22 protein-coding genes are annotated in these 24,701 nt (G+C 29.8%); 12 read left to right on the top strand and 10 right to left on the bottom strand.

Annotated elements, in window-relative coordinates; all coding sequences use genetic code 11:
- Positions 1-294: 294 nt before the first annotated feature.
- Positions 295-2,208, bottom strand: coding sequence for an NAD(+) synthase (locus tag LQK79_RS18265; protein WP_231017423.1), 1,914 nt, complete (start codon positions 2,206-2,208; stop codon positions 295-297).
- 234 nt (positions 2,209-2,442) lie between these two features.
- Between LQK79_RS18265 and LQK79_RS18260 the strand changes: the two genes are divergently transcribed.
- The 4 genes from LQK79_RS18260 (at position 2,443) to LQK79_RS18245 (ending at position 6,191) form a co-directional block, all read left to right on the top strand.
- Positions 2,443-2,865, top strand: coding sequence for an NfeD family protein (locus LQK79_RS18260; protein ID WP_231017422.1), 423 nt, complete (start codon positions 2,443-2,445; stop codon positions 2,863-2,865).
- A 16-nt stretch (positions 2,866-2,881) separates the two neighbouring features.
- Positions 2,882-3,826: an SPFH domain-containing protein gene (locus LQK79_RS18255; RefSeq protein ID WP_053242642.1), complete on the top strand. Its 945-nt coding sequence runs from the start codon at positions 2,882-2,884 to the stop codon at positions 3,824-3,826.
- A 225-nt stretch (positions 3,827-4,051) separates the two neighbouring features.
- Positions 4,052-5,626, top strand: coding sequence for a glycosyltransferase family 4 protein (locus tag LQK79_RS18250; protein WP_053242643.1), 1,575 nt, complete (start codon positions 4,052-4,054; stop codon positions 5,624-5,626).
- A gap of 241 nt (positions 5,627-5,867) precedes the next feature.
- The gene (locus LQK79_RS18245; protein ID WP_053242644.1) at positions 5,868-6,191 is read left to right on the top strand and encodes a hypothetical protein; all 324 of its coding nucleotides are present in this window, start codon (positions 5,868-5,870) and stop codon (positions 6,189-6,191) included.
- A gap of 64 nt (positions 6,192-6,255) precedes the next feature.
- Here LQK79_RS18245 and LQK79_RS18240 read toward each other — a convergent pair whose 3' ends face one another.
- A complete protein-coding gene (locus tag LQK79_RS18240; protein WP_053242645.1) occupies positions 6,256-6,870 on the bottom strand; it encodes a flavin reductase family protein in 615 nt (204 codons plus the stop codon).
- Positions 6,871-7,035: 165 nt separating this feature from the next.
- On the opposite strand from LQK79_RS18240, the gene LQK79_RS18235 reads away from it, so the two are divergent.
- The 3 genes from LQK79_RS18235 to LQK79_RS18225 are packed head-to-tail and all read left to right on the top strand — an operon-like array spanning position 7,036 to position 10,429.
- Positions 7,036-8,217, top strand: a complete 1,182-nt coding sequence (locus tag LQK79_RS18235; protein WP_231017421.1) for a YibE/F family protein — start codon at positions 7,036-7,038, stop codon at positions 8,215-8,217.
- A 20-nt stretch (positions 8,218-8,237) separates the two neighbouring features.
- Positions 8,238-8,909, top strand: coding sequence for a response regulator transcription factor (locus LQK79_RS18230; protein WP_269144198.1), 672 nt, complete (start codon positions 8,238-8,240; stop codon positions 8,907-8,909).
- A complete protein-coding gene (locus tag LQK79_RS18225; RefSeq protein ID WP_231017420.1) occupies positions 8,906-10,429 on the top strand; it encodes a sensor histidine kinase in 1,524 nt (507 codons plus the stop codon). Before LQK79_RS18230 ends, LQK79_RS18225 begins: the two co-directional genes overlap by 4 nt.
- Positions 10,430-10,443: 14 nt before the next feature.
- Here the strand turns inward: LQK79_RS18225 and LQK79_RS18220 are convergent, their stop codons facing one another.
- The gene (locus tag LQK79_RS18220; RefSeq protein ID WP_231017419.1) at positions 10,444-11,721 is read right to left on the bottom strand and encodes a S1C family serine protease; all 1,278 of its coding nucleotides are present in this window, start codon (positions 11,719-11,721) and stop codon (positions 10,444-10,446) included.
- A gap of 178 nt (positions 11,722-11,899) precedes the next feature.
- Here LQK79_RS18220 and LQK79_RS18215 point away from each other — a divergent pair, with 178 nt between their 5' ends.
- Positions 11,900-12,970 (top strand): AI-2E family transporter, encoded by a 1,071-nt coding sequence (locus LQK79_RS18215; RefSeq protein ID WP_053242647.1) that lies wholly within the window; start codon positions 11,900-11,902, stop codon positions 12,968-12,970.
- A 48-nt stretch (positions 12,971-13,018) separates the two neighbouring features.
- Positions 13,019-14,920, top strand: coding sequence for an LTA synthase family protein (locus tag LQK79_RS18210; RefSeq protein ID WP_231017418.1), 1,902 nt, complete (start codon positions 13,019-13,021; stop codon positions 14,918-14,920).
- A gap of 41 nt (positions 14,921-14,961) precedes the next feature.
- Here LQK79_RS18210 and greA read toward each other — a convergent pair whose 3' ends face one another.
- The 7 genes from greA to LQK79_RS18175 form a co-directional block, all read right to left on the bottom strand.
- Positions 14,962-15,426, bottom strand: a complete 465-nt coding sequence (gene greA, locus LQK79_RS18205; RefSeq protein ID WP_053242648.1) for a transcription elongation factor GreA — start codon at positions 15,424-15,426, stop codon at positions 14,962-14,964.
- Between the two features lie 143 nt (positions 15,427-15,569).
- Complete coding sequence (locus tag LQK79_RS18200) at positions 15,570-16,352, bottom strand: PilZ domain-containing protein (RefSeq protein WP_231017417.1); 783 nt, start codon at positions 16,350-16,352, stop codon at positions 15,570-15,572.
- A 126-nt stretch (positions 16,353-16,478) separates the two neighbouring features.
- Positions 16,479-17,438 carry an acyl-CoA dehydratase activase gene (locus LQK79_RS18195; protein ID WP_053242650.1) on the bottom strand — a complete coding sequence of 320 codons (960 nt, stop codon included), beginning with the start codon at positions 17,436-17,438 and terminating at the stop codon, positions 16,479-16,481.
- Positions 17,419-18,516, bottom strand: a complete 1,098-nt coding sequence (locus LQK79_RS18190) for a 2-hydroxyglutaryl-CoA dehydratase (RefSeq protein ID WP_231017416.1) — start codon at positions 18,514-18,516, stop codon at positions 17,419-17,421. Before LQK79_RS18190 ends, LQK79_RS18195 begins: the two co-directional genes overlap by 20 nt.
- Positions 18,488-19,411, bottom strand: coding sequence for an acyl-CoA dehydratase activase-related protein (locus LQK79_RS18185; protein WP_053242651.1), 924 nt, complete (start codon positions 19,409-19,411; stop codon positions 18,488-18,490). The genes LQK79_RS18190 and LQK79_RS18185 overlap by 29 nt, the downstream gene beginning before the upstream one ends.
- 103 nt (positions 19,412-19,514) lie before the next feature.
- Positions 19,515-20,375, bottom strand: a complete 861-nt coding sequence (locus LQK79_RS18180; RefSeq protein WP_231017424.1) for a patatin-like phospholipase family protein — start codon at positions 20,373-20,375, stop codon at positions 19,515-19,517.
- A gap of 150 nt (positions 20,376-20,525) precedes the next feature.
- Positions 20,526-21,221 (bottom strand): L,D-transpeptidase family protein, encoded by a 696-nt coding sequence (locus tag LQK79_RS18175; protein ID WP_231017415.1) that lies wholly within the window; start codon positions 21,219-21,221, stop codon positions 20,526-20,528.
- A 156-nt stretch (positions 21,222-21,377) separates the two neighbouring features.
- Between LQK79_RS18175 and LQK79_RS18170 the strand changes: the two genes are divergently transcribed.
- The 3 genes from LQK79_RS18170 to LQK79_RS18160 all read left to right on the top strand — a co-directional run bounded on the left by LQK79_RS18170 (position 21,378) and on the right by LQK79_RS18160 (position 24,582).
- The gene (locus LQK79_RS18170; protein WP_231017414.1) at positions 21,378-21,890 is read left to right on the top strand and encodes a DUF4912 domain-containing protein; all 513 of its coding nucleotides are present in this window, start codon (positions 21,378-21,380) and stop codon (positions 21,888-21,890) included.
- A 121-nt stretch (positions 21,891-22,011) separates the two neighbouring features.
- Positions 22,012-23,601, top strand: coding sequence for a glycoside hydrolase family 57 protein (locus LQK79_RS18165; protein ID WP_053242654.1), 1,590 nt, complete (start codon positions 22,012-22,014; stop codon positions 23,599-23,601).
- Between the two features lie 18 nt (positions 23,602-23,619).
- Complete coding sequence (locus LQK79_RS18160) at positions 23,620-24,582, top strand: restriction endonuclease (RefSeq protein WP_231017413.1); 963 nt, start codon at positions 23,620-23,622, stop codon at positions 24,580-24,582.
- Positions 24,583-24,701 lie beyond the last annotated feature (119 nt).

Below are 24,701 nucleotides of genomic sequence, written 5' to 3'. Positions count from 1 at the left end.
GGAAAGCCGTGTGCGAGAAAACCGCATGCACGGTTTGATGAGGAGAAGGTGGCGATTCGCCACCGACTTACTCTACAAACAGATTGAAATATCTAAGGATTTTATAATTTTTTTTACCAAGATTTATTAGGATTTTTTTAAACTGTTCCTTCAGCATTGTTACTTTGCTCCCACGGAGTACAAGGAAAAAAATCCTCCGTGCCTACGGAATTTTAGGTGTGAATCTTTGTAACCAATTAAATTTTGGTACTATATATGTGAATTGTGCATTGATTAAGTTACTTCGCAATATTTTTAGTGAGTCCAGCTACTAAAAGATGCATCTGATGGCATTCTCCAGTCTCCTCTTGGTGAAAGACTTATGGTACCTACTTTTGGTCCATCAGGGATAGCAGAACGCTTAAATTGCTGGGTGAAAAATCTTTTTATGAACTGGTTAAACCACTTTTCTATAATTTCTTCAGTGTAAATATTTTTAAAAGCATGCTTTGCAAGAAACAATATTTTTTCAGGATCAGAACCATGCTTTATAAAATAATATAAGAAGAAATCATGAAGTTCATAAGGACCAACAATATCTTCTGTTTTTTGTGTTATATTTCCACACCTATCTTTTGGTAAAAGCTCAGGACTTACAGGAGTATCGAGTATATCAATAAGTATTTCAGAAGTTTTTTTGTCTACCTCTTTTTGAGCTACGTATTTTACAAGGTATCTAACAAGAGTTTTAGGTATAGAGCAGTTTACAGCGTACATTGACATGTGATCTCCATTATATGTACACCATCCGAGTGCAAGCTCTGATAAATCACCAGTTCCAATTACGAGCCCACCTTCTTTGTTGGCTATGTCCATTAGAATTTGTGTCCTTTCTCTAGCCTGAACATTTTCGTAAGTTACATCGTGTTTTTCAGCAGGATGACTTATGTCTTTAAAATGGAGAAGACAAGCTGGAACTATATCTATTTCTCTAAGCTCGGTGCCTAAATTTTTACATAGATTTACGGCATTATTGTAAGTTCTATCTGTAGTTCCAAAGCCAGGCATAGTAACTGTTGTTATGTTTTTTCTATCTATTTTAAGCATGTCAAAGGTTTTAACTATTACGAGAAGAGCAAGAGTTGAATCAAGACCTCCAGAGATGCCTATTACTGCTTTATTAAGTTTAGTATGACTGTATCTCTTAGCAAGTCCTGAGGTTTGAATATTAAAAATTTCTTTACATCTTAAATCGCGCTCATCTTCATTTGAAGGAACAAATGGATGTGGATCAATAAACCTATCAAAATAACCTATAGTTTTATCTGAGTATTTAAATTCTATTAATTGAGCTTCAAAAGGGCATAATTTTACACTATCTCTAAAACTTATATTTTTTAAACGTTCACTAGTTAATCTTTCCATATCTATAACTGAAGAGATAATTTCATTATCTCTTTGAAATCTTTTATTTTCTTTGAGAATAGTTCCATTTTCTGTTATAATAAGATGACCACTGAAAACTAAATCAGTACTTGACTCTGAAACTCCAGAAGATGCATATAAATAAGCACACATACATCTTGCACTTTGGTTTTCTACAAGATGTTTTCTATACTCCGATTTACTTACTATTTCGTTTGAAGCTGAAAGATTAACAATAACATTTGCACCGAGTAAGCTTAAATAACTGCTTGGAGGGATTGTGACCCATAAATCCTCGCATATTTCTATTCCAAGCTTTAGGTCACCGCATTTAAATATCAAATTATTGCCAAAAGGAATATTTTTTTCGAAATCAAGATCTATAACTTTATTTTTAATATTAAAGCCTTCTGTAAACCATCTTTTTTCGTAAAATTCAGAATAGTTTGGTATATAATTTTTAGGAACTACTCCAAGTATTTTCCCCTTAAAAAGCACATATGCACAATTATAAAGGCAATAATTATATAAGAGGGGAGCACCTACAATTACTAGTATGTCGCGGTTTAACGTATATTTTTCTAATTCATCTATAGCGTGTATAGATTTTTTTATCAATATGTCTTGTTCAAATAGGTCGCCGCACGTGTATGAAGTTATACAAAGTTCGGGAAAAACTATTATTTTAGAATGTTCGGTAACAGCTTTATCTATACATTTTTTTATATTTTCTACGTTGAAGCTTATATCTGCTACGTTTGTTTTAGGGCAAGCAGCAGAGGCTTTTATATATGTATTTATCATTATAATCACTCCTTAATCAATAATATATATAAGTATATATATTATTATATCACGAATAATAAAATATATAGGGACTTTAATAAGTATAAGCATACGAAAATTAATGAAAAGTGAAGATTGCGTTAAGAAAATCATTTTAAAGAGTAATTAATACCACTTTAAAAGTTAAAAATAAGGCTTTATTAATTCCGCATATTAGTGTAAATTATAAATATCGAGAGGGGGGTAGTAATAGTGGATACTATTTTTAAAGTATGGATATTTATTTTTGTAGTTATGATTTTTATTGACATAGCCACAAGTGGATTTTTGTTTGTGTGGTTTTCAATAGGAGCAGCCGGAGCAATAATAACCCATTTACTGGGTGGAAGTGTAATTGCTCAAGTAATAGTTTTTGCCGTAATAAGCATAATTTGTTTTATTTTTGGATATCCTATGGCAAAAAAGATTATAAAAAGCACTGTAAAAAGAACTCCTCTTATGGAAGAAAAGTATATAGGAAAGGAGCTGGTTGCTGAAAGGGATATAGAGGAAACATCTAAGATAATGGTTGGAGGAATTTATTGGACAGTTGAAAATATTGGACATCCAATAAAAAGAGGAGAAAAATTTGTGATTACAGGTATTAAAGGAAATAAATTTTTAATAACTAAATAAAAAGGGAGAGGTTAAAATGATAGGAAATATAATTATAGGAGTTATTGTACTTGTTATATTATTAATTATTTTAAGTTGTTTAAAGGTCGTTACTACTGGATATATCTTCATTGTTGAAAGATTAGGACAATACAATAGAAGTCTTCAACCTGGTTGGAATTTTATGATTCCATTTGTTGATTTTGTAAGAGCTAAGGTTTCTACAAAGCAGCAGATACTAGATATTGAACCACAAAGTGTTATAACTAAGGATAATGTTAAAATATCCATAGACAATGTTATATTTTATAAGGTAATGAATGCAAGAGATGCTATATACAACATAGAAAGCTATAAATCTGGTATTATATATTCTACTATAACCAATATGAGAAACATAGTTGGTAACATGACACTTGATGAAGTGTTATCCGGAAGAGATAAAATAAATCAAGAATTGTTACAGGTAGTAGATGAAATTACAGATGCATATGGAATAAAGATATTATCTGTTGAAATAAAAAATATAATTCCACCAGCAGAAATACAACAAGCAATGGAAAAACAAATGAGAGCAGAGAGAGATAAGAGAGCAACTATACTTCAAGCTGAAGGACAAAAGCAATCAGATATAGCTAGAGCAGAAGGAGAAAAGCAAGCCAAGATACTTCAAGCAGAAGCAGAAAAGCAATCAAACATAAAACGTGCAGAAGGTCTTAGAGAGTCACAGCTTCTTGAGGCAGAAGGTAAAGCAAAAGCAATAGAAAAAATAGCACAAGCAGAGGCTGAAGCAATAGAAGTTGTTAATAAATCTATAATACAGTCTGGAACTAATGAAACTGTTATTGCGTTAAAGCAAGTTGAAGCACTCAAGGAAATGGCAAAGAACCCTGCTAATAAACTTATACTTCCAAATGAAACTTTATCATCTTTTGGTAGTATAGCCGCTATAGGTGAACTTTTAAAGAAGGATACAAAGTAAATAAAAATGTGCAGGATTTAATATCCTGTACATTTTTATTATATAAAATTAATGCATAGAGTACGATTAATTTTATACAAATGGAAAAATATTACTTTAATAGAGCTAAATAGGTTGAATAATAAAAAAAAATAGTTATAATTGGTAATATAGATTATAATATATTTTGTTTTTTCAGAAAAGTTTGATAAAATATTTTTAAATAGTAGGTAAGGGGGAAATGAGTTGAAGATATTAATGTTATCGTGGGAATATCCACCTAAGAATGTTGGAGGGCTATCAACACATGTATACAATTTGTCGCATGAACTTAGTAACTTGGGATACGAAATACATGTTGTTACTTGTGAAGAAGGTACAGCACCTATACAAGAGAATGATAATGGTGTTTATGTTCATAGAGTATCACCATATAAAATAGATACAGACGATTTTGCAAAATGGGTTATGCATTTGAATTTCGCAATGATTGAAGAGTGCATAAGGTTAATAAAGGAAATAGGTAATATAGACATTATTCACGCTCATGATTGGCTTACAGCATACTCAGCTAAAGTTTTGAAATGGTCTTATAAAATACCAACAATATGTACTATTCATGCTACCGAAAAGGGTAGAAATAATGGTATAAGAACTGAAATGCAAAGATATATATCTTCTGCAGAATGGCTGTTGAGTTATGAAGCATGGAAGATAGTTGTGTGCAGCACATATATGAAAGGGCAAATAGTAAATACATTTGCTTCTCCAGAGGATAAGGTATGGGTAATACCTAATGGCATAAATCTTAAAGAATTTGATTTCGAGTTTGATTGGCTTAGTTATAGAAGGCAATTTGCAGAGGATGATGAAAAAATAGTATTTTTTATAGGAAGGCATGTGTTTGAAAAAGGAATTCAACTGCTTGTAGATGCATCTTATGATATAGTCAAAGGATATAGTAAAGTCAAATTTATAATTGCAGGAAAAGGACCTATGACAGAAGAGTTAAAAAGTAAAGTAAGAAATATGGGATTAGAGAATAAATTTGTATTTACAGGCTATATGAACAATGAGAGCAGAGATAAGCTCTATAAGGTTTCAAATGTTGTTGTATTGCCATCTTTATACGAACCATTTGGTATTGCTGCAATTGAGGCAATGGCTGCGGGATGTCCTGTTGTAGTATCTGATACTGGGGGATTTAGTGAAATAGTAGAACATAAATTTAATGGAATGAAAATGATAAATGGAAATGCAAATAGCCTAAAAGATAATGTACTCCAACTTTTAAATGATGAAGGGCTGTGCAAATACCTAAGGGAAAATGCATTTAAAACAGTAAGTGAAAATTATACCTGGAGTAAAGTTGCAGCCTTAACTGTAAAAATGTATGATCTTGTAAAAAAGGAAGCAGAGGGTACAGAGTGGGATTTAGGTGGACAAATCCCAAATAAAAAGTATTCTAGACCTAGGCAAACTAGAAGGAAAGCAAAAACTTCAACTAGTAAAACCGTCAAGGAAAAAGAAAGTGAAGAAGCTTCTTTAAAAGGTAAAAGCACTAGAAAATCTACAAGTAGTTCTAAAAGGGCTAAGACTGCCGCTGAAAAAAAAGTTAGCGCATCAGAAAAACTTAAAGTAGACGAAAAAAATAATGATGAGATAAAAGGTGGAGAAAAGGTTAATGATTCCGCCAAAGAGGGAGAAAAGGAAAAAACGACTAAACCAAAAAGGACATACAGAAAAAGAAGTTCATCATCAACTAAGCCGAAAACTACAAGAAAGAAAATTGTAAGCAAAGATGAAACCGATGAAAAATGATATGATGAAGATTGAAGGAAAACTGCATTAGAAATTTGATTTTTAAGGAATATTTGATTTAATTTGATTGTATACCCCCTTAAATAACTTTTGTATTACGTACAAATATATGTAATATTATGAAGGATTATTGCGATTTTAGTGTAAGCATAGTGCTAGAATAAAAATAATGCAAGAGAAATTGAGAAAGTAAAATGAACTAAAACTTATAGTTTAATCATATATTTGAGGAGGAGTTAAAATGGTCAACAATAATGGAAAAAATTTATTGTATGCACTAGTAAGTAAAAATTTGAACAGTATACAATTAGATGAAGAAGATATTATAAATTATAGAAATGAATTAATATTGAATGAAGTAGATACATATATTAATAATATTAAAAAATTACCAAATGATAAAAATAATAAAAATGCATATTTATTAGCAAATAAATATCTTATAAGTAGGATATGTGATCACTTAAGAGTATGTGAACATTTAAGGATATGTAATAATGAAGATATTGAAGAACTGGAATTTATGGCTGAACTGAAAAGAATCAAATTAAGTGGGCAAATATAGTAAATGTAATGATTTTTATGGTTTAATTCATTAAAAGGAGTCTAGTTTTTAGGCTCCTTTTTAGTTACTTATGGCTGCTTTTTTTAGAAAAAGATTTATGTAAGTTTTTATTTTTTTTCTTTTTTACTGAATATCCAAATGAACCAAGTGGTTTTGAAGTAAGTCCATAATATTCACCATGGTTATAACAAATTAAATCTGCTTTATTAAAGCAAATTTTACCACTAGAATCTAATAAACTTTCGTCTACTTTAACGTTTAGAACTTCTAATAAAAATAAATCATGTGTGCCAAGAGGAGTGATTAATTTTACTCTGCATTCTAATGCTATAGGAGAAGCCTCTAACGAAGGAGTGGAGATAGATATTCCTTTGTTTAACTTTAGATTTAAATGCTTGATTTTATCTTCTTTTTTGCCAGAAACAACTCCGCAATAATCTACAATTTTAACCATGCTTTTTGTAGGAAGGTTTATAACACATTCGCCGCTTTCCTTAATATACTCATGGGAAAGTCTTTCTGGTCTAACACCCATAGCTATAACAGGTTCTTTGGTGCAGACAGTACTTATCCATCCAACTGTAAAAACATTGATTTTATTATAACTATTTTGAGAAGTGATAAGAACTACTGGTGTAGGGTTTAACATAACACTTCCTTTAAAGTTTAATTTACTCATTATAAAATCTCCTATTCTCATAAAAAATATTTGCTTTATTGATTTAAAATTAACATCAATAATTTTAACATATGATTAACAATTTAAGAAATTCTTTTTTTACAAATAATACTGTGATATAGTTTTTTATATAAAGCTGTATATTATGGATAAGGAGAAAATAAAATGAAAATTAGCATAAAGAAGAAGCAAATTAAATATTTGTTAGGAGCTTCAATTTTAATTATTTTGTTTATAGTATTTCATTTTTTATTTGGTGGTTCTCAGGATGACTTAGAGATACATGGAAAAGTAATAAAGGAGATAAATAATACCAGTGTTTCTAATAAAGTTAGCAAATCTAATTCTAAAAGTAAGACAACAACATTGGCAAGAAATTATGTTCTTGTAAAAATACTAAATGGTTCTCATAAAGGAGAAACCATAAAATTAGATAATCTAGTAAATGATAAAACAAACCATCAATCACTTACTAAAAAGGGTGACGAGGTGCTCGTTAATATTTCGGAAGATAAAAATGGACACATTAAAAATGGATCATACATATATGATGTTGTTAGATATAAGTTTATATATGCATTGGTAATTATATTTGTATTACTTATAGCTCTTGTTGGTGGCGCAAAAGGAATAAAGTCAATAATAGGACTTGCAATAACAGGCTTTGCTGTTTTAAAGATAATGCTTCCTCTTATAATGGCAGGATTTAATCCTATAGGAGTTGCGGTTTTTATATGTATTGGTGTTAGTATTTTAAATTTACTTATTATAAGTGGGAAAAACAAAAAAACCTTTGCGGCTATAATAGGCACCTGTGGTGGAGTTGCGATTGCTGGGCTTATTGCAGGTATAAGTATTTCATCGCTAAGGCTTTTTGGACTTACAGATGAAGAAGAGCAAATGATTATTTATATATCTCAAAATGTAAATTTTAACTTTAGCGGATTATTATTTGCAGGAATACTTATGGGAGCGCTTGGGGCTGTTATGGATATTAGTATGTCTATTGCATCTTCTATAAATGAAATAAACCAGCAAAGAGAAATGAGTATGGTAGAGTTGATTAAATCAGGAATGAATGTAGGAAAAGATATAATGGGTACTATGGCTAATACCCTAATACTTGCTTATGCTGGAGGGGCGATGTATATTATGATATGGATATCATCTTATGATTTGCCATTCCATAGAATTTTAAATCAAGATGTAATAGCATCAGAGGCTATTAAATCATTAGCTGGAAGCATAGGACTTATTTTTACAATACCGCTTACAGCAGTTTTTTCTGCTTTTATATTTAAGAGAGAAAAAAATCATGAGCAAGAGGAGGAAAAAACTGCCGAATAATTTAAAGGAGGAAGCTTGTTTTGGAAAAAATACTTGTAGTTGAGGATGAAGATAGAATGAGAAAGCTTATTTCAACCTACCTTGAAAGAGAGTCATATGAGGTTCTTCAGGCAGCTGATGGAATAGAGGCTATTGATATATTTAATAGTGAGGAGGTTTCACTTGCCATACTGGATATAATGATTCCCCTTGTGGATGGATGGAGAGTATGCAGGAGTATAAGGGAAAAATCAAGCATCCCCGTAATAATACTAACTGCAAAAAGTGAAGAAGAGGATAAACTTTTAGGATATGAACTTGGGGCAGATGATTATGTAACAAAGCCATTTAGTCCTAAAGTCTTAGTTGCAAAAGTTAAAGCACTTTTAAAGAGGGTTAATGGAAAAGAATTAGATAATCAAAGTAATTTTGACGGTCTTACCATAAATGAAATCTCGCATGAAGTTGTGTTACAAGGAAAACAAATTTATTTGTCACCTAAAGAGTATGAATTACTTATATATTTTTCTAGAAATCTTGGTATAGTTTTGAGCCGTGATAAGATACTTGATAATGTATGGGGAAAAGATTACTATGGTGATTTAAGAACGGTAGATACTCATGTTAAGAGGCTTAGAGAAAAACTTGAGGATAGAGCCTATCTTATAAATACCATAAGGGGAAGTGGATATAAATTTGAGGTGAAAAAGTGAAAAAAATAAATATAAAAAATAGTATAACTGCTAAATTGTTTTTAATAACACTTAGTTTTTTTACAGTATTTATAGTATTTATTTTATTATTTGAGTCCATATTCTTTCAAAAAATATATGAAAATAAAAGAAAAGATAATTTAAATAAAGCGGCTATTAATTTTAAAAATTATTATAATAATGAACTGAATAAAATGAATTCCAATGATATTGCAGATTATATGAAAGAATTTGAAGAAAAAAATGACTGCACTATTGCAATTTTAAATAGCTATGGAAATCTTAAATATCTTACCAGTAGGGATAATGATGAAAGTAATTCTACTGATATTAACAGAATAAAAGAAATAATGTATAAGTGGGTTTCTGATCCGGGTTCATTTATTGATATGAAAAGGACAGGAAAAAGTAAAACTTATGTATTTGAAAGTAAAGTATATAATATGAAGAATATAGTTTCTGTAGTTCCGGATACTACAACTAATGAATATATCTTTGCAATATCATCATTTACACCAATAACTGAAGCATCCGATGTTATGAAAGGAATTTTTATATACGTTTTTATTGGAGGTATAATCTTGGTTTTAATAATGGCATTTATATATTCCAATATGATAACTAAACCTCTTGTAAAAATAAATAAAGCCGCCTCAAAAATGGCTAATCTTGATTTTGATGAAAAATGCAGCATAAATAGGGAAGATGAAATTGGGAGTATAGGGAGAAGCTTGAATTTTCTTTCTAATAATTTAAATAATGCCTTAAATTCTCTTAAAAATGCAAATGAAAAGTTAAAGAAAGATATTGAGAAAGAAAAAGCATTAGAAAAAATGCGAAAAGAATTCATAGCTGGTGTTTCCCATGAACTTAAAACTCCGGTGGGACTTATAGAAGGTTATGCCGAAGGACTTAAAGATAACATTGTTACATCAGAGGAAGATAGAGAATATTATTTAAATGTAATAATAGATGAAGCTCTAAATATGGGAAATTTAATTTCGGATATGCTTGATTTATCTCAGCTTGAAAGTGGCAATTTTAAACTTAGTAAAGTAGTTATAGATATAGGTGACTTGGTATGGAAGTGCTATCAAAAATATTGTACTATTTTTAACGAGAGAGGTATAGAATTAGATATAAATATTATAAATGTGAATGTGATAGCAGATAAATATAGGATTGAGCAAGTACTTAATAACTATATAAATAATGCTTTAAAATATGTGAAGAACAAGATAACTATAAACATGATTGAAAAAGAAGAAGAAGTTGTAGTACAGATAATTAATGATGGTGAAAAAATATGTGAAGATGAACTGGATAAAATTTGGGATAAGTTTTACAAAATAGATAAGTCTAGGAATAGAAAAGCTGGAGGAACGGGACTTGGACTTTCAATAGTAAAAAACATAATTGAGCTTCATGGAGGAAAGTGTGGGGCAGCTAATACAGAAAATGGCGTTGAATTTTACTTTACTTTGAACAAGGTGCAACAATATAAAAATATTGCGAAGTAACTTCGCAATATTTTTTAATTTGAAAGTGTAAGGGATATAGTTTTTGTACTATCATTCCTATAAATCTCTACTTTTACTATATCACCTGAATTGTGCTTAGCTTTAATTGAATTTAAATCATCTACGCTTGTTACTTTTTTACCATCAAATTTAGTTATTACGTCACCAGCCTGTATCCCTGCTTTTTGTGCTGAACTAAAATCTTGAACTTGTGCAACATAAATTCCTGCTGGAAGACCATGAGCTTTTAATTGGCTTTCACTATAACTTTCAGTTATAATACCTAGCATTAATATTTGTTTTGATAAGCTTGAAATCTTAGGTTTAACTAAATCTATAGGAATTGAGAAACCTATTCCTTCTACACTAGTTTCACTGCTGCTACTGCTTCCAATTTTAGCACTATTTATACCAATTACTTGTCCTTGAGCATTTACAAGAGGACCGCCACTGTTTCCAGGGTTAATTGCAGCATCCGTTTGTATATAAGTTTGCTTATTTGACGTCCCATCTACACTTATTTGTCTGTTTAAGGCACTTATAACACCAGTGGTTACTGAGCCTAATAGATCTTGCCCAAGAGGATTTCCTATAGCATATACAGGATCTCCAACATTCATACTGCTTGAGCTTCCCAGTTCTGCAACTCCGGGTACTTTAACATCTTTATCTGTTATTTTTATTACTGCTAAATCCATTGATGAATCGTAATTAACTACTTTAGCGGATACTTGTTTTTTATTGTTGAATATTACGGTTATTGTATCAGCGCCATCGATAACGTGATAATTTGTTAGTATATATCCTTCGCTATTAAAGATAATTCCAGAACCCATACCATCTTGCTCACTAGTTCCACTGTTACTGCCGTTTCCGTAGGAACCAAATACATCACCATAATCTGAGGAACTTACCTTTGTTTTTGTTGATACTCCAACCACTGCAGGAGCAACTTTTTTAACTATTTGTGCTCCAGTTAAGGTTCCACTTTGACTTGCAACTGTAGAAGTATTGGTGGCTTTAATAGTCGATGAAGAAGTATCTGTATAGGAGGCACCTGCGTTTTGCGCCAAACTTTTATATAAAGGAGTATTTTTAAAAGCACTTGAATTGGGGAGTAAATAAAGTGCTCCAGCAGTTGATATGGTACCACCTATTATAGAACATGCAAGACCTACTATAATGTATGAAGTAAATTTATTTCTTCTTTTAGGTTTTTGTGGTGGAATAAAATCATTATTTATCTTAAGTTCTTCTGGCATATTATTAGAATCATCATTAAAGTTATCCATAAGTATTACCTCCAATTAATTGTTATTTACTATGTTTTAATAATAATATTTTTATGTGACATTCTTGTGACAAATTTGTTTAAGTAGTTTTAACAAAAAAGTTACTCCGTAGATTTAATTTTACATTGAAATTATAAAGGATTAATAGTAAACTATTATCAGTAAAGGAGGAATACTATTGGATTTCATAAGAGAAGTAATTCATAGAGAAGCTTTTAAGAAACTTATGTTTTTTTTCGTTTTGATTTTAATACTATATTTTGCTAGAAAAATGCTTAATCTAGTTCTATTGACTTTTCTGTTCACATATTTAATAAATAGCGCTGAAGTTTTCATTGTTTCTAGATTATCTAAATATGTAAAAATTAGAGAGGGAATTGTTACTATAATTTTATACATTATAATAATAACTGCTATTGTTATTGCTTTTTATAAGTATATTCCAGTTGTCATAAATGAAGGTAGTAGTCTTGAAAAACAGGCTGAAAATTTTTATAAAAATTCTAATGCATTTGAACAGTATACATTTATAGATAAGTATATTTCACCTATAGTCAGTAAAATTGATATTCAGAAATATACAGAACCTGGTGCCAAGTTTATCATTAACTCTATAACAAGTTTTGGTAAAGTTGGTGTAAATGCATTTTTAGCATTGATTTTAAGTCTTTTCTTTATAGTTGAAAAAAGAGAAATTATAAGATTTGGCAAAAAATTTGAAGATAGCAAATTATCAAGTATGTATAAATATTTTACTTATTACGGAAATAATTTTTTAAATTCTTTTGGTAAGGTTATTAAAGCTCAAATAATTATAGCCTTTGTAAATACGGCTCTATCTGTAGTGGCTCTTGCTGCAATGGGATTTCCAAGCCTTATGACATTGGGACTTATGATATTTATATTGAGTTTAGTACCAGTAGCAGGTGTAATAATTTCATTAGTGCCGTTATCACTTATTGCATTTAAGATAAATGGTCCAATAGAGGTTTTATACGTTTTAATAATGGTATTTGTTATCCATTCTGTAGAAACTTATTTCCTCAATCCTAAGCTTATGTCATCTAAAACTCATATTCCGATATTCTTTACATTTGTAATACTTTTAGTTTCAGAACATTTTATGGGTACGTGGGGATTGCTTTTGGGAATACCTTTATTTATGTTCATACTTGATGTATTTAATGTAAATATTACTGAAGGAGTTTCTTCAGGCATAAAAAAGACATTAGCTTTTAAAAAGAAATAATTTTAATTAAAATATTTGAAAAAAGAGATGATGAATTTGAAAACACCCATGCCAATTAAAAAAATATATAATAATACGGTTGCAAGAAAGATAAGTGAATTTGTAAAAAGCAATATTGATGTGGTTGTATTTTTTGTAATATTATGTGTAAAATTGGTGAGCTATGGCAAAAGTATATCACCTGAATATTTTGACCCAAGTGTTATTATACCTATTATTGCATCTCTATTATTATTGTGCAGTTTTGCTTTTTTATTGAAAAACAAAGCTAGAATAAGGTATTTGCTTATTGTAGATACTTTAATTAGTGCTTTTATAATAGCGGATTTAGTTTACTTTAGGTATTATAAGGATATAATAACTGTTTCAGTAATTAGAGATGCTAAGTTATTAATGGGAGTTAAGGATGCTGTAATTGGACTTATAAAGGTTAATGACTTTATATATATACTTGATATTGTGATTTTTATTCCTGTGCTTAAAATATATTATAAAAAGGTTAATGTTAGAGTACAGTCCATTATAGCTAGAATAATTACTTTTATAATGATATTTGCTGTAGGAACAGTAGTGGATGCTAAGACATTTAAAAGAGTTTCAGTAGAGCAGCCAACACTTTTAACTGCCATGAGCAATAGAATTTATTTGACTAAAATGATAGGAAACTTGAATTTTCATATAGTTGATGCATTTAATTTTACAAGTACAAAAATAAAAAATTCTAAAAAGCTTCCTGAAAGTGAAGAAAAGAAGGTAAAAAGTTATCTTGAAAACAATACAAGTAAAACAAATAGTCAATTTACTGGGATAGGAAAAGGAAAAAACCTTATAATGATTCAGGTAGAAGCACTTCAAGGTTTTACAATTAACCAAAAAATAAATGGTAAAGAAATAACACCTAACTTAAATAAATGGGTGAATAAGAGTATGTATTTTGACAATTACTTTTATCAAGTAGCTGGTGGAAATACTTCAGATGCTGAATTTATGTCTCTTAATTCACTTTATCCAGCTCAATCGGGAGCGGCATATTATACTTATGGTGGAAATACTTTAAACGCATTGCCTAAGGAGTTAGGCGAAAAAGGTTATTATACAGCGGCACTTCATGGATACACTGAAGGTTTCTGGAATAGAAATGTAATGTATAAGACTGAAGATTTCAATGATTTCTTTGGACAATCTAAGTATAATCATGATGAAAATGTAGGGTTAGGTTTAAGTGATAAATCTTTTTTAAATCAATCTTTTGATAAACTGCAAAAATTTAAACAGCCATATTTTTCTTTCCTTATTACCTTAAGTAGTCATTATCCATTTAATGATGTTAAAGGATATGAAAATGGTATGGATACTTTGGATGTTGGAAGTTATAAAGATACTCTATTTGGTGATTATTTAGAGGGTATACATTATACCGATAAGCAGCTTGGAGATTTCTTAGATAAACTTGAAAGCTCTGGTATAGCCAACAATTCTATTATTGTAATATATGGTGATCATTTTGCTATTCCTAAGCAAAATATAAATGATTTATATAAATTTGAAGGCTCAACTAGCACGGACGATTTGGCATGGTATCAATATCAAAAAGTACCTTTATTGATACATTTTCCAAAGGATGCGAATAAAGGGCAAAATCATACCTATGCCGGACAAATGGATTTATATCCTACTATAGCGAATATGTTTAATTTGAAAAATAATTATATGTTTGGTAAGGATATATTTAATGTTGCTAACAGAAAGGTTACCTTTAGAAATGGATCTTTTACAGATGGAAAAGTATTCTATGTGTCATGGACAAATACTTATTATGATATAAAAACTGGAAGTAAAATTAGTGAAACCCCTGAACTTAAAAATATGAAAGACAGTAGTTCGAGAGAATTAGAGTATTCTGATGAACTGCTAAATCATAATCTAATAAAAGCATGGACGACAAAATAAGGAAGTTATCATAAGATAACTTCCTTATTTAAATATAATTATTATAATATTTCAAGTACCTCAACCTCATAGCTGCCATCAGGTGATTCAACAACTGCTTTTTTATTTACTTCGAGTTTGTATAATGATTTTCCTAAAGGGGAGTCAATGCTTATTTTCATATTTTTAGCATCTGCTTCTACTGAACTTACAAGAGTTACTTTTTCTACTTCATCTATATCATAAAATTTAACCATTGCAGTTTTATTTAAATCAAATACATTTTCACTTACAGAAGTTTCAACAACAGTAGAAGTTTTTAAGAGTTCTTCTATTTCCTGAATTCTAGTTTCATTCATAGACTGATCATCTTTAGCAGCACTATAATCAGCATTTTCGCTTAAATCACCTTGGGCTCTTGCAACTTTTAGAGCTTCTTTTATTTCGACCCTTTTAATTGTTTTTAAGTATTCGAGCTCCTCTTCTAGCTTTTTTTTCCCTGATTCTGTTAAAATAACTTTATTCAATTATAAACACCTACTATCTTAAAATTATGTATTTGTTTGATGGAAAATAGTATATTACATATACTATTAATAATATTACTAAAATTAATTTATTTCAAGAGAATACAATTCAATTTTAGTAATGTTAACAATATAAAAGTTTTCTATTTGTTTTCTATATTAAATAAATATTTTGAAATTTCTTTAGCAACATCTAATTTTATATCATCCGGTAAGGCATCAAACTTATGTCTTAAATTAGATGCTTTTTGAGATTCTAGTGGGGATATGTCAATATTCTCTAACTTTAGTGCTTTTATATTTAAATTGTCACCATAAAGAGAAGAAATAGAGAAATCCAATACATGCTTAAATTCTTCATATTCATAAATACTTATATTAAAATAATTTAAATGGTTATTTCCGTATTCTTCAAATCTATTAACTAAATTTTTTAGAATTATAAAAGCTAGTCTATTAGACTTATCAACTTCGCCAAGCAGCCAGCTTGAATATTGAAAAAGAGTATCTATATCAGATGCAGATATAGATATTGTGCAAGTCATATTTTCAATAATTTTAGTTGCCTTATCTTTATAAATATATATAAAGTTATTGCGATAAAATTCTTCTATTATACGTTTTAAAAGATGCTTATTGGTTGCAAGTAAATCAAATTTGCAACCATAGATAAAGCCTTTTTCCATACCTACTTGTCCCCAAATTATAGTCGCATTACATGTTAGATTTAAATTTCCTATAGGAAATTTAAAGGTTATTTTATCTCCGATTTGTAATCTTTTTGGTAGATTCAATCTTGTTCCACTTTCACTTATATCTAAAATTTCAACATCATTAATTTTATCTATACCATTTACCATAAAGAAAGTTGCTAAGCATTTAAATCTAACCCTTTTAAAGTTTCTTTGTTCTGTAAAATTTTTCATCTCATTCACCCTCAATATAAATATAAAAGTTATTATTAGGTATTCTAAAAGTTTAAGATACCTAATAATAGTAAATAAATTATATACATTTATTATAAAGTATATTTATAGATAAATAAACAAAAATTAAACTGCGGTGCTCTTGTTCCATTTACCGCATCTATCTCCAAAGCATCCTACTAGTTCATTGTTATTTTTAATTTGCACTACTTCGCATTTATTTTCACATCCGCTGCATTCAAAGCTGCTTGATACAAAATCCATATTTGCTAAATTGAATCCTTTGAAATTCGTTTGAGTTTTGTACTTTTCTATATAGTCTTTGGCTAGTATAGCAGCACCAACAGCACCCATTACTTTATGATTAGGTGGAACTGTTATTTCATATCCTAAAGCTTTTTCAAAAGCAAGTTTTATTCCTATATTTGAGGCAACGCCGCCTTGAAAAAGAATTTTTGGTAGTATTTCTTTACCTTTTCCTACATTATTCAGATAGTTTCTTACTAAAGCTTCACATAATCCACGTATAATATCATTTTCGCTATATCCAAGTTGCTGCTTATGAATCATATCCGATTCTGCAAAAACGGCACATCTACCGGCTATTCTTACGGGAGACGTTGATTTTAAAGCGTGTTCGCCAAATTTATCTATTGGTATTTCTAATCTTTCAGCCTGTCTGTCTAAAAATGAACCAGTTCCAGCGGCGCAAACTGTATTCATAGCAAAATCACTTACGATTCCATTACGTAAAATTATTATTTTTGAATCTTGACCGCCTATTTCAAGTATTGTTTTTACATCCTTATCTAAATTTAAAGCTGCAACAGCATGAGCTGTAATTTCATTTTTAACAATGTCACCACCTATAAGATATGAGGCTATTTGTCTACCGCTTCCCGTAGTTCCAACACCTAGTATTTGTCTATCGGTATATTTATCCTTTAAAATCTTAAGGCCGTTTTGAATTGCCTCAATTGGTCTTCCTTTTGTTCTAAGATATATGCTTTCTACTACCTCTGTATTTTTATTTAAAAGAACTATATCTGTACTTACAGATCCAACATCAACACCCATGTAATACATTATTTTCTCTCCTTTCAAGTAAATCTATAAAAGCTTCAATCCTTGTAATATATCCTGCTTCACCTGTCATTTCATCAACTATAAGGCTTAATATAGGAAAATCTTTATCTTTTGAAATTCTAGGAAGTATAGACTTTGCTACAATTTCTGGCATACATCCTAAAGGGAAAATTTGTATAGCACCATCAAAGTTAGAATGACTTGACATAACTGCTTCTCCGATGCATTCACGTGCATGACCGCCTATATAATAAGGTAAATACTTTTTTGAATTAAGTCTTAAATCAAGAGAATTTAACTTGAATATAGATAAAAAGGCATCTTTAAACCACCAACTTGGGCTTAAATGTCTTGAAGTTGATACACCATAATCCATAAGTTTATCTTCAATATACAAATTCGAGAAAGGCTCTATTATAGTATATATTTCGCCTATTATGGCAATTTTTAAAGGATGATTTTCTTTGTTTAATTTTACATTGTCAATTTTGTGCTTATAAACTTTAAGAAATTCTAAAAGCTCTTGGGGATCATTATAGGAAAATGCCTTTTTTTTGCAATCTTTTAATATTTTTTTGCATTCGCCCACATTTGCTTCATAACCAACTTTTTCATGAGCTTCTTTTTCAATATAATCTATTAAATTTATTATCCTATAAGCTGTGTATAGGATTTTTAACTTTTTCTTTGTGCTTAAAATGCTTTCATTAGATATTTTTTCTATTCTTTTTAAGAATTCATTTTTACCAATAGAACTTGGTTTATCTAAAACAATGAAATCAACATCATACCCTAGTTTTTTTAATAAATTCATTTGAAGTTCACAATATTCACCGAATCTACATGGACCGCAGCTTCCTGTTATTATAACAGTATCTGCACCTTTCTCTATACTTTCTATATAGCCGCCAAGCATTATTTTAAATGGAAGGCACATCTCCTCAGGAGAATATAATGAGCCTAGCTCTAAACATCTTCTGTTACTTTGAGGTGGAAGAACATAATCTATGCCTAAACCATCAAAAACGGCTTTTGCTGCATAACAGGTATTACCTAGTTGAGGAAATGTTATTTTCATATATCATACACCTCCTTTTAAGCATATCTGAGAAAGCTTCTAGTCTAGTATCAAAACCAGCTTCTCCTGTCTGTTCGTCTATTTTTAGTATAAGCATTGGAAATGATTTTAAACTATCTTTTATAAGCTCTATTAATACAGAATCTATTCCACAAGAAAAAGACGAAATATATATAATGCCATGAACAAGATTGTTTTTGGCAGAAAAAACTGAGAAGCCATAGGATTCTCTAGCAAATGTCCAAAAAGGTTTTTTAAATAAGCTTGCTGCTTCATTATTAATTAAATTTTCATCTATAGTTTCTTCTGTAATTACACCTATGCCTAATTTATGTAATTTTTTTATTAAGTTTAGATTTGAAAAAGAGTCGTATAAGTTGTAAGGATGACCCACTAATGCAATGTTAATATCATAGTTTTTATCTTTAATTCCTAAATTTAAACTGTTTTGTACAAGAAGAGCTTTCGAGTAAGCGGCCTTTATTTTGTAGATATTTTTTGTGAAGATGGATCCTGAATTCTTTATAAATGACATGAAACTTTTTTTGTTATACGAATATATTGGAAACGAGATGATCTTTGGCATATTGGGAATGTCGCTTACAATCATTTCAGGAAGTCCACAAAATTTAGGACATATGAATTCTGATTTTCTTAACTGCATTATTCTAGGAATAAGCATTATATCGCACTTATCCTTTAAATATGCGACATGGCCATGGAAAATTTTTATTGGTAAACAAGCTTCATCAATAGAATATTTAATCCCTAAATTTAAAATTTCTTTATTTGTATCTGGAGACGTTATAATCTCTGCGCCTAATTCATTAAAGAAGGTCTTGAAAAAGGGATAATATCTATAATACAATAAACCCTTAGGCATTCCAATTTTCATGGGATATCATTCCTCTCTGTATAATTTAGTACATCTAGGTATTTTATCCATAACATTTGACTTTTATTCATTTGTTACAAATAAAAATGGATAGGCATTGATCCTATCCATTTTTATTTAAAAAGCTTATTATATCTTTATAATTTCTTTCTGCATCTTTATATCCCTCATTATATAATTCAATAAGCTTTTTTGGGTTTTTTTCAGTTCTTTTAACAGCAGGAGGGGTTTGAGGTTGTATTATAAATACCTTGCCATCGTTATGTAGTTTGTTTATATATTCAATGGTTTCATTATAAAGCTTATGTCTTTGTACAAGAGAATTATATAGTCCTTTATAGTTGTGGTATTTTTTTGATGCAAGCCATTTTAATTTAAACGGTTTTTTTATATATCCTCGCTGCCTAGTTAAGATAATTACATTCTTTTTGTTTCCATCACTTATAGATTTTTTTATTGGTATTGGATCGGAGAGACCGCCGTCCATAAGTATTGAATCATTTATTTTTACAGATTTAGCTACAAAGGGAAGACTGCTAGAAGCTTTTATTATATCAAGAATATTATTATTAGTATAATTACTCTTGTTAAAATAAACTTCTTTACCTGTAATGCAATCAGTAACACCAATTACAAATTCACCATCATAGTTGGAAAAGGTTTTAAAATCAAAGGGGACTAATTTTGTTGGAATTTCATTAAATATAAAGTCCATTCCAAATATGGACTTGTACTTAAAGAGGTTTCTATAGCTTAAATATCTTGAATCAGAAACAAAATCTATAGTTACAGATTTTGTTCTCCCGCGCTGCTTTGAAACATAAGAGGCACCATTGCAAGCCCCCATAGATACTCCTATTATGTATGGAAAGTAAAGATTTCTATCCATAAAGAAATCAAGAACACCTGATGTGTATACTCCACGCATTCCTCCGCCTTCTAGTATAAGACCTACATTGTTCAAATAATCATCTCCTTTAAAGAATACATCTGTTCTGCAAATGCCTACATAATCTAAAGTATAAAAAAATTCCAATAGTATAATTATAGCAATATGTTTTGTTTTTAAAACAGTGTATGCATTAAAATTTTACAAAAAGTTAAAACATATATATCAATCCATAAGTTTAATTCCTAGTTTTTTGAAAAAATTACTACTTATTGTGTCACTTACATAGAGTTCATTATCTTTTTGAAATTTGTGTACATAGTATTTCATGCCGTCACCATAAATGCCATCAGCATTACCTTTGTAGTAACCTTTGTCCTTTAAAATTACCTGTAAGTCATATACGTCTGAACCTCGCATACCAGGTTTTAAGGTACGTTGACTTGAACTGAAATTAGTGTAAGGACTACCAGCAACTATTACTTTTGTTCCTATTGGAGTTATTTTATATAACTCGACTACATCTTTGTTTCTCATTCTTATGCATCCGTGTGAAGATGCCCAGCCTATTGAACTTGGAGCACTTGTTCCGTGTATACCATATTGCCCCCAGGGTACATTAAAGCCCATCCATCTTCCGCCAAAGCTTTCTCCCCAGGTATCCTTATGTACAATAGTCCAGGTTCCTATTGGGGAAGGAGTAGTTGCTTTTCCTGATGCAACTGCGTAATTTTTTATTATCTTATCATTTTGAAATACAGAAAGAGTATTGGTGCTTATATCTACGATTATTGTGATTTTTTTCTTTGGATCATAATTGGAAATAGTGTTTACTTTTGATTTATAAAAGACCAATATACAAATTGACTCTATTAATAGTACTATTAGTAGTGATGTTACTATTGTTTTAAATTTAAGCATTGTTACCCCCATATAAAAATCTATATTAAAGTATATTTATTAAAATGGTATTTAATGTATGCTTTATAGTACATGTGTAAATTTATTCGTGACAGCGTTAGTATTTTACGGTATAATATACTATATTAACTAGTTGATTATTGGGGGTGCGGAGTTATGGTAGATGAAGATAAATCATCAATAGTTTTGCTTGTACAAAATGCACGCAATGTATTTTGTTATTTTAGTGTTTCCGCTGTTGAAATTAAGGAATTTCAAGATAGATATGGGGAAAATTCATGGAAAAACTCAAAGCCAGTAATAAAAGTTTATGAAGTAATAAATGGCATTGTTTCTGAAGTCAAAACAATTTATATTGATGCTTTTGCTGATAATTGGTTTATACACTTAGATAAGGGCGATATGGATGTATTTGTAAAGCTTGGAAGGGTGCTTGCAGATGATACCTTTGTGGCAGTTGCGGTATCAAATACTGTTACAACACCTAGAGATAATCAATCAGGTGATTCAGCGGTTTACTATGTAGATGTATCAGAAAATTCTCTTGCTCCAAACAATAGTTTACCAACATGCAGTGAAGGATCAAATGAAAATTGTATGCATAAAGAACCAAAACCATATCCATTTGTTGACGGAAAAAAAAAATTAGACCATATCCCAGATTGGTAATTTGTTACTCTAAATATAATAATGAATATTTTGAAAAATGCTCAAAAGAAATTATTAATAATTATTTTAAATTTCCTGTGTGCACATCTAAGGGGAAATAAGTTGATTGGGGTGAATAAATTTGAAAAAAGGATATGTTGCGTTTGTACTTCATGGTCATATGCCTTTTATAAGGCATCCTGAAATTAATGATCCACTTGAAGAAAGATGGTTATTTGAGGCTATGAGTGAGTGCTATATTCCACTTATTCAAGCTTTTGATGGAATTTTAAATGATAAAATAAAATTTAAAATGACAATGTCCATAACACCGCCTTTGATGTCTATGCTTCAAGATGAGTATCTAAATGAAAGATATCTTGAATATCTTAATAAGTCTATAGAACTTTCAAATAAAGAATTAATAAGAACTAAAAATAATTATGAAAAAAATAAAGTTGCACATTTTTATAATGACAGATTTAAAGGACTTCTTGAAACATATGAAAAGTATAATAATAACTTAATGAATGCATTTAAAAAGTTTGATAAACTTGGGTGTCTTGAAATAATAACTTGTTCAGCTACGCATGCATTATTACCGCTTATTTCTGTAAATCCTGAAGCAGTTAGGGCACAAATTGCGACGGGTGTAGAATTTTACACTAAAGTTATGGGACATGCTCCAAAAGGTATATGGCTTCCTGAATGTGCTTACAGTTATTCGCTAGATAGTGTACTTAAGGAGTATGGTATAAAATATTTTATATCGGAAAGTAAAGCGGTGCTATATGCTTCTCCTAAACCGATGTATGGAACAAATGCTCCTATAGCAGTTCCAAATGGTGTATGCACTTTCGGAAGGGATATGGATTCATCATATCAAGTGTGGAGCGACTTTATGGGATATCCTGGAGATTTTAGCTATAGAGAATTTTATAGAGACATAGGATATGAACTTCCTATGGACTATATAAAACCATATATAAATGTCTCTGGCATAAGAATAGATACTGGTTTTAAATATTATAAAATAACTGGCAATACTGAGAATAAGGAGATATACAATAGAGATGAAGCAATGCAAAAAGTGTGGCAGCATGCATCACATTTTTCTAAATGTAGAAATGATCAGATAAATGAAGTTTCAAAGCACATGGACAAACCACCTATTATAACTTGCCCGTACGATGCTGAATTGTATGGACACTGGTGGTTCGAGGGACCGGATTTTATAAATGCGTTCATAAGAAAAAGTGCTGAAGAATGGACTTCATATGAACTTATAACTCCATCAGAATATCTTGAGATGAATCCTATGGTTCAATGTTCAACTCCAAATCCGTCAAGCTGGGGAGAAAATAGTGATTATTCTGTTTGGGTAAACCCTTCTAACCAATGGATATATAGAGAACTTCACAAATGTGAAGAAATAATGATAAGGCTTGCTAATACTTACACTGACCCAAGTGAACTTCAAAAAAGAGCATTAAACCAAGCGGCAAGAGAACTTATGCTTGCAGAATCTTCAGATTGGCCTTTTATTATAAAAAACAATACTACAGTTGATTATGCAGTTAGAAGAATAAATAGCCATTTAAATAGATTTATGACAATTTATGATGATATAACAAAAGATAACATAGAGTTAAAAAATCTAGAGAAAGTAGAAAAAATAGATAATATATTTCCAAGTATAAATTATAAGGTATATGCTAAAACAAACGGATAAAATATAGGAGGGATTTTCGTGGCGGCAAATTGGTGGATGATAAGTTGCAAAGTCAATGAAGATTTGATTGATTTTTGGATGAAAAATGGCATAGTTACAGTTGGATGGAGTGAAATTGGAAATCCTTTGGAATATGAAACTAAAGACAAGCTTTTAATAAGATGTGATCAAGTTTACAGCGATGTAATGCCTGGTAAGAGAATACAATATGAAAGTCAAATTTGGAGATTTTCAAGAGAAATAAATAAAAATGATAGAATAATCACATATAATGCTGTGACTGGAGAATACTATATAGGAATAGTTTTAGAAGGGTATAAATATATGGCTGAGTTATATCCTAAACAGCCTAATGTATTGAAAGTGAAGTGGATAGAAAAGCATATAAATGAAAAATTAATTTCTAAGGAACTTAAGGATTCGTTAAGTCAAAATTATGTTGTTTTTAGAGTGTTTAATTGTGATGTAGAAATAGAAAGACTTCTTGTAAGCAATGGAAATGTTAAAGAAGCTTTGGACAAAGAAAATGAAATATATAATGAAGTCTTAGAATGTATTAAAGAACTCCTTAAAAATATGGATAAAGATAAATTTAAAGTACTTATAAAAGAATTATTGTGTGCTATGAAGTATAAGGTAAGCAGTAATTATGATAATGATAGAGAAAATTCTTATCTTATTATAAGTGAAGATGAACTTAGTTTTACTAAAAATATAATAAGGGTTTGCCATCTTAATGATAACGAAGTATCGAATTTAGATACATTATTAAATATATTGAATAGTTATAATGACAATATCAATAAATATCTTGTTATTTCAAATAATCCTATATCACTGCCTGTTAAAAATGGAGTTAATGATAAGTTTTTTATGATTAATTTGTCATTAAGCGATGTTGTTTTAAAATTATTTCAATACTATGATGCTTTAAGTGAAGATACTACAAAATTACTTTTGTTAAGAAAAGTATACATTTAAATAGCTCAAGAGGGTATTTCTAATTTTGAAATGCTCTCTTTTTATAGATAAACAAGCTGAAATATTTAAATTACCAATACCAAATTTATCCTTACAAACTGGAATTTGTTGAGCACTAT

This window comes from Clostridium guangxiense, assembly GCF_021043395.1.
Classification (GTDB): domain Bacteria; phylum Bacillota; class Clostridia; order Clostridiales; family Clostridiaceae; genus Clostridium_S; species Clostridium_S guangxiense.
Note: the sequence above shows the minus strand (reverse complement) of the source record. Positions and strands in the feature narration are given on the sequence as shown.

Excerpts from the sequence above, each read along its gene's own strand:
- LQK79_RS18190 (WP_231017416.1), bottom strand. The coding sequence starts at position 18,516 with ATGAAAATAACATTTCCTCAACTAGGTAATACCTGTTATGCAGCAAAA.
- LQK79_RS18170 (WP_231017414.1), top strand. The coding sequence starts at position 21,378 with ATGGTAGATGAAGATAAATCATCAATAGTTTTGCTTGTACAAAATGCA.
- LQK79_RS18265 (WP_231017423.1), bottom strand. The coding sequence starts at position 2,208 with ATGATAAATACATATATAAAAGCCTCTGCTGCTTGCCCTAAAACAAAC.
- LQK79_RS18200 (WP_231017417.1), bottom strand. The coding sequence starts at position 16,352 with ATGAAAAATTTTACAGAACAAAGAAACTTTAAAAGGGTTAGATTTAAA.
- LQK79_RS18240 (WP_053242645.1), bottom strand. The coding sequence starts at position 6,870 with ATGAGTAAATTAAACTTTAAAGGAAGTGTTATGTTAAACCCTACACCA.
- LQK79_RS18220 (WP_231017419.1), bottom strand. The coding sequence starts at position 11,721 with ATGGATAACTTTAATGATGATTCTAATAATATGCCAGAAGAACTTAAG.
- LQK79_RS18195 (WP_053242650.1), bottom strand. The coding sequence starts at position 17,438 with ATGTATTACATGGGTGTTGATGTTGGATCTGTAAGTACAGATATAGTT.
- LQK79_RS18245 (WP_053242644.1), top strand. The coding sequence starts at position 5,868 with ATGGTCAACAATAATGGAAAAAATTTATTGTATGCACTAGTAAGTAAA.
- LQK79_RS18235 (WP_231017421.1), top strand. The coding sequence starts at position 7,036 with ATGAAAATTAGCATAAAGAAGAAGCAAATTAAATATTTGTTAGGAGCT.
- LQK79_RS18255 (WP_053242642.1), top strand. The coding sequence starts at position 2,882 with ATGATAGGAAATATAATTATAGGAGTTATTGTACTTGTTATATTATTA.
- LQK79_RS18185 (WP_053242651.1), bottom strand. The coding sequence starts at position 19,411 with ATGAAAATTGGAATGCCTAAGGGTTTATTGTATTATAGATATTATCCC.
- LQK79_RS18175 (WP_231017415.1), bottom strand. The coding sequence starts at position 21,221 with ATGCTTAAATTTAAAACAATAGTAACATCACTACTAATAGTACTATTA.
- LQK79_RS18210 (WP_231017418.1), top strand. The coding sequence starts at position 13,019 with ATGCCAATTAAAAAAATATATAATAATACGGTTGCAAGAAAGATAAGT.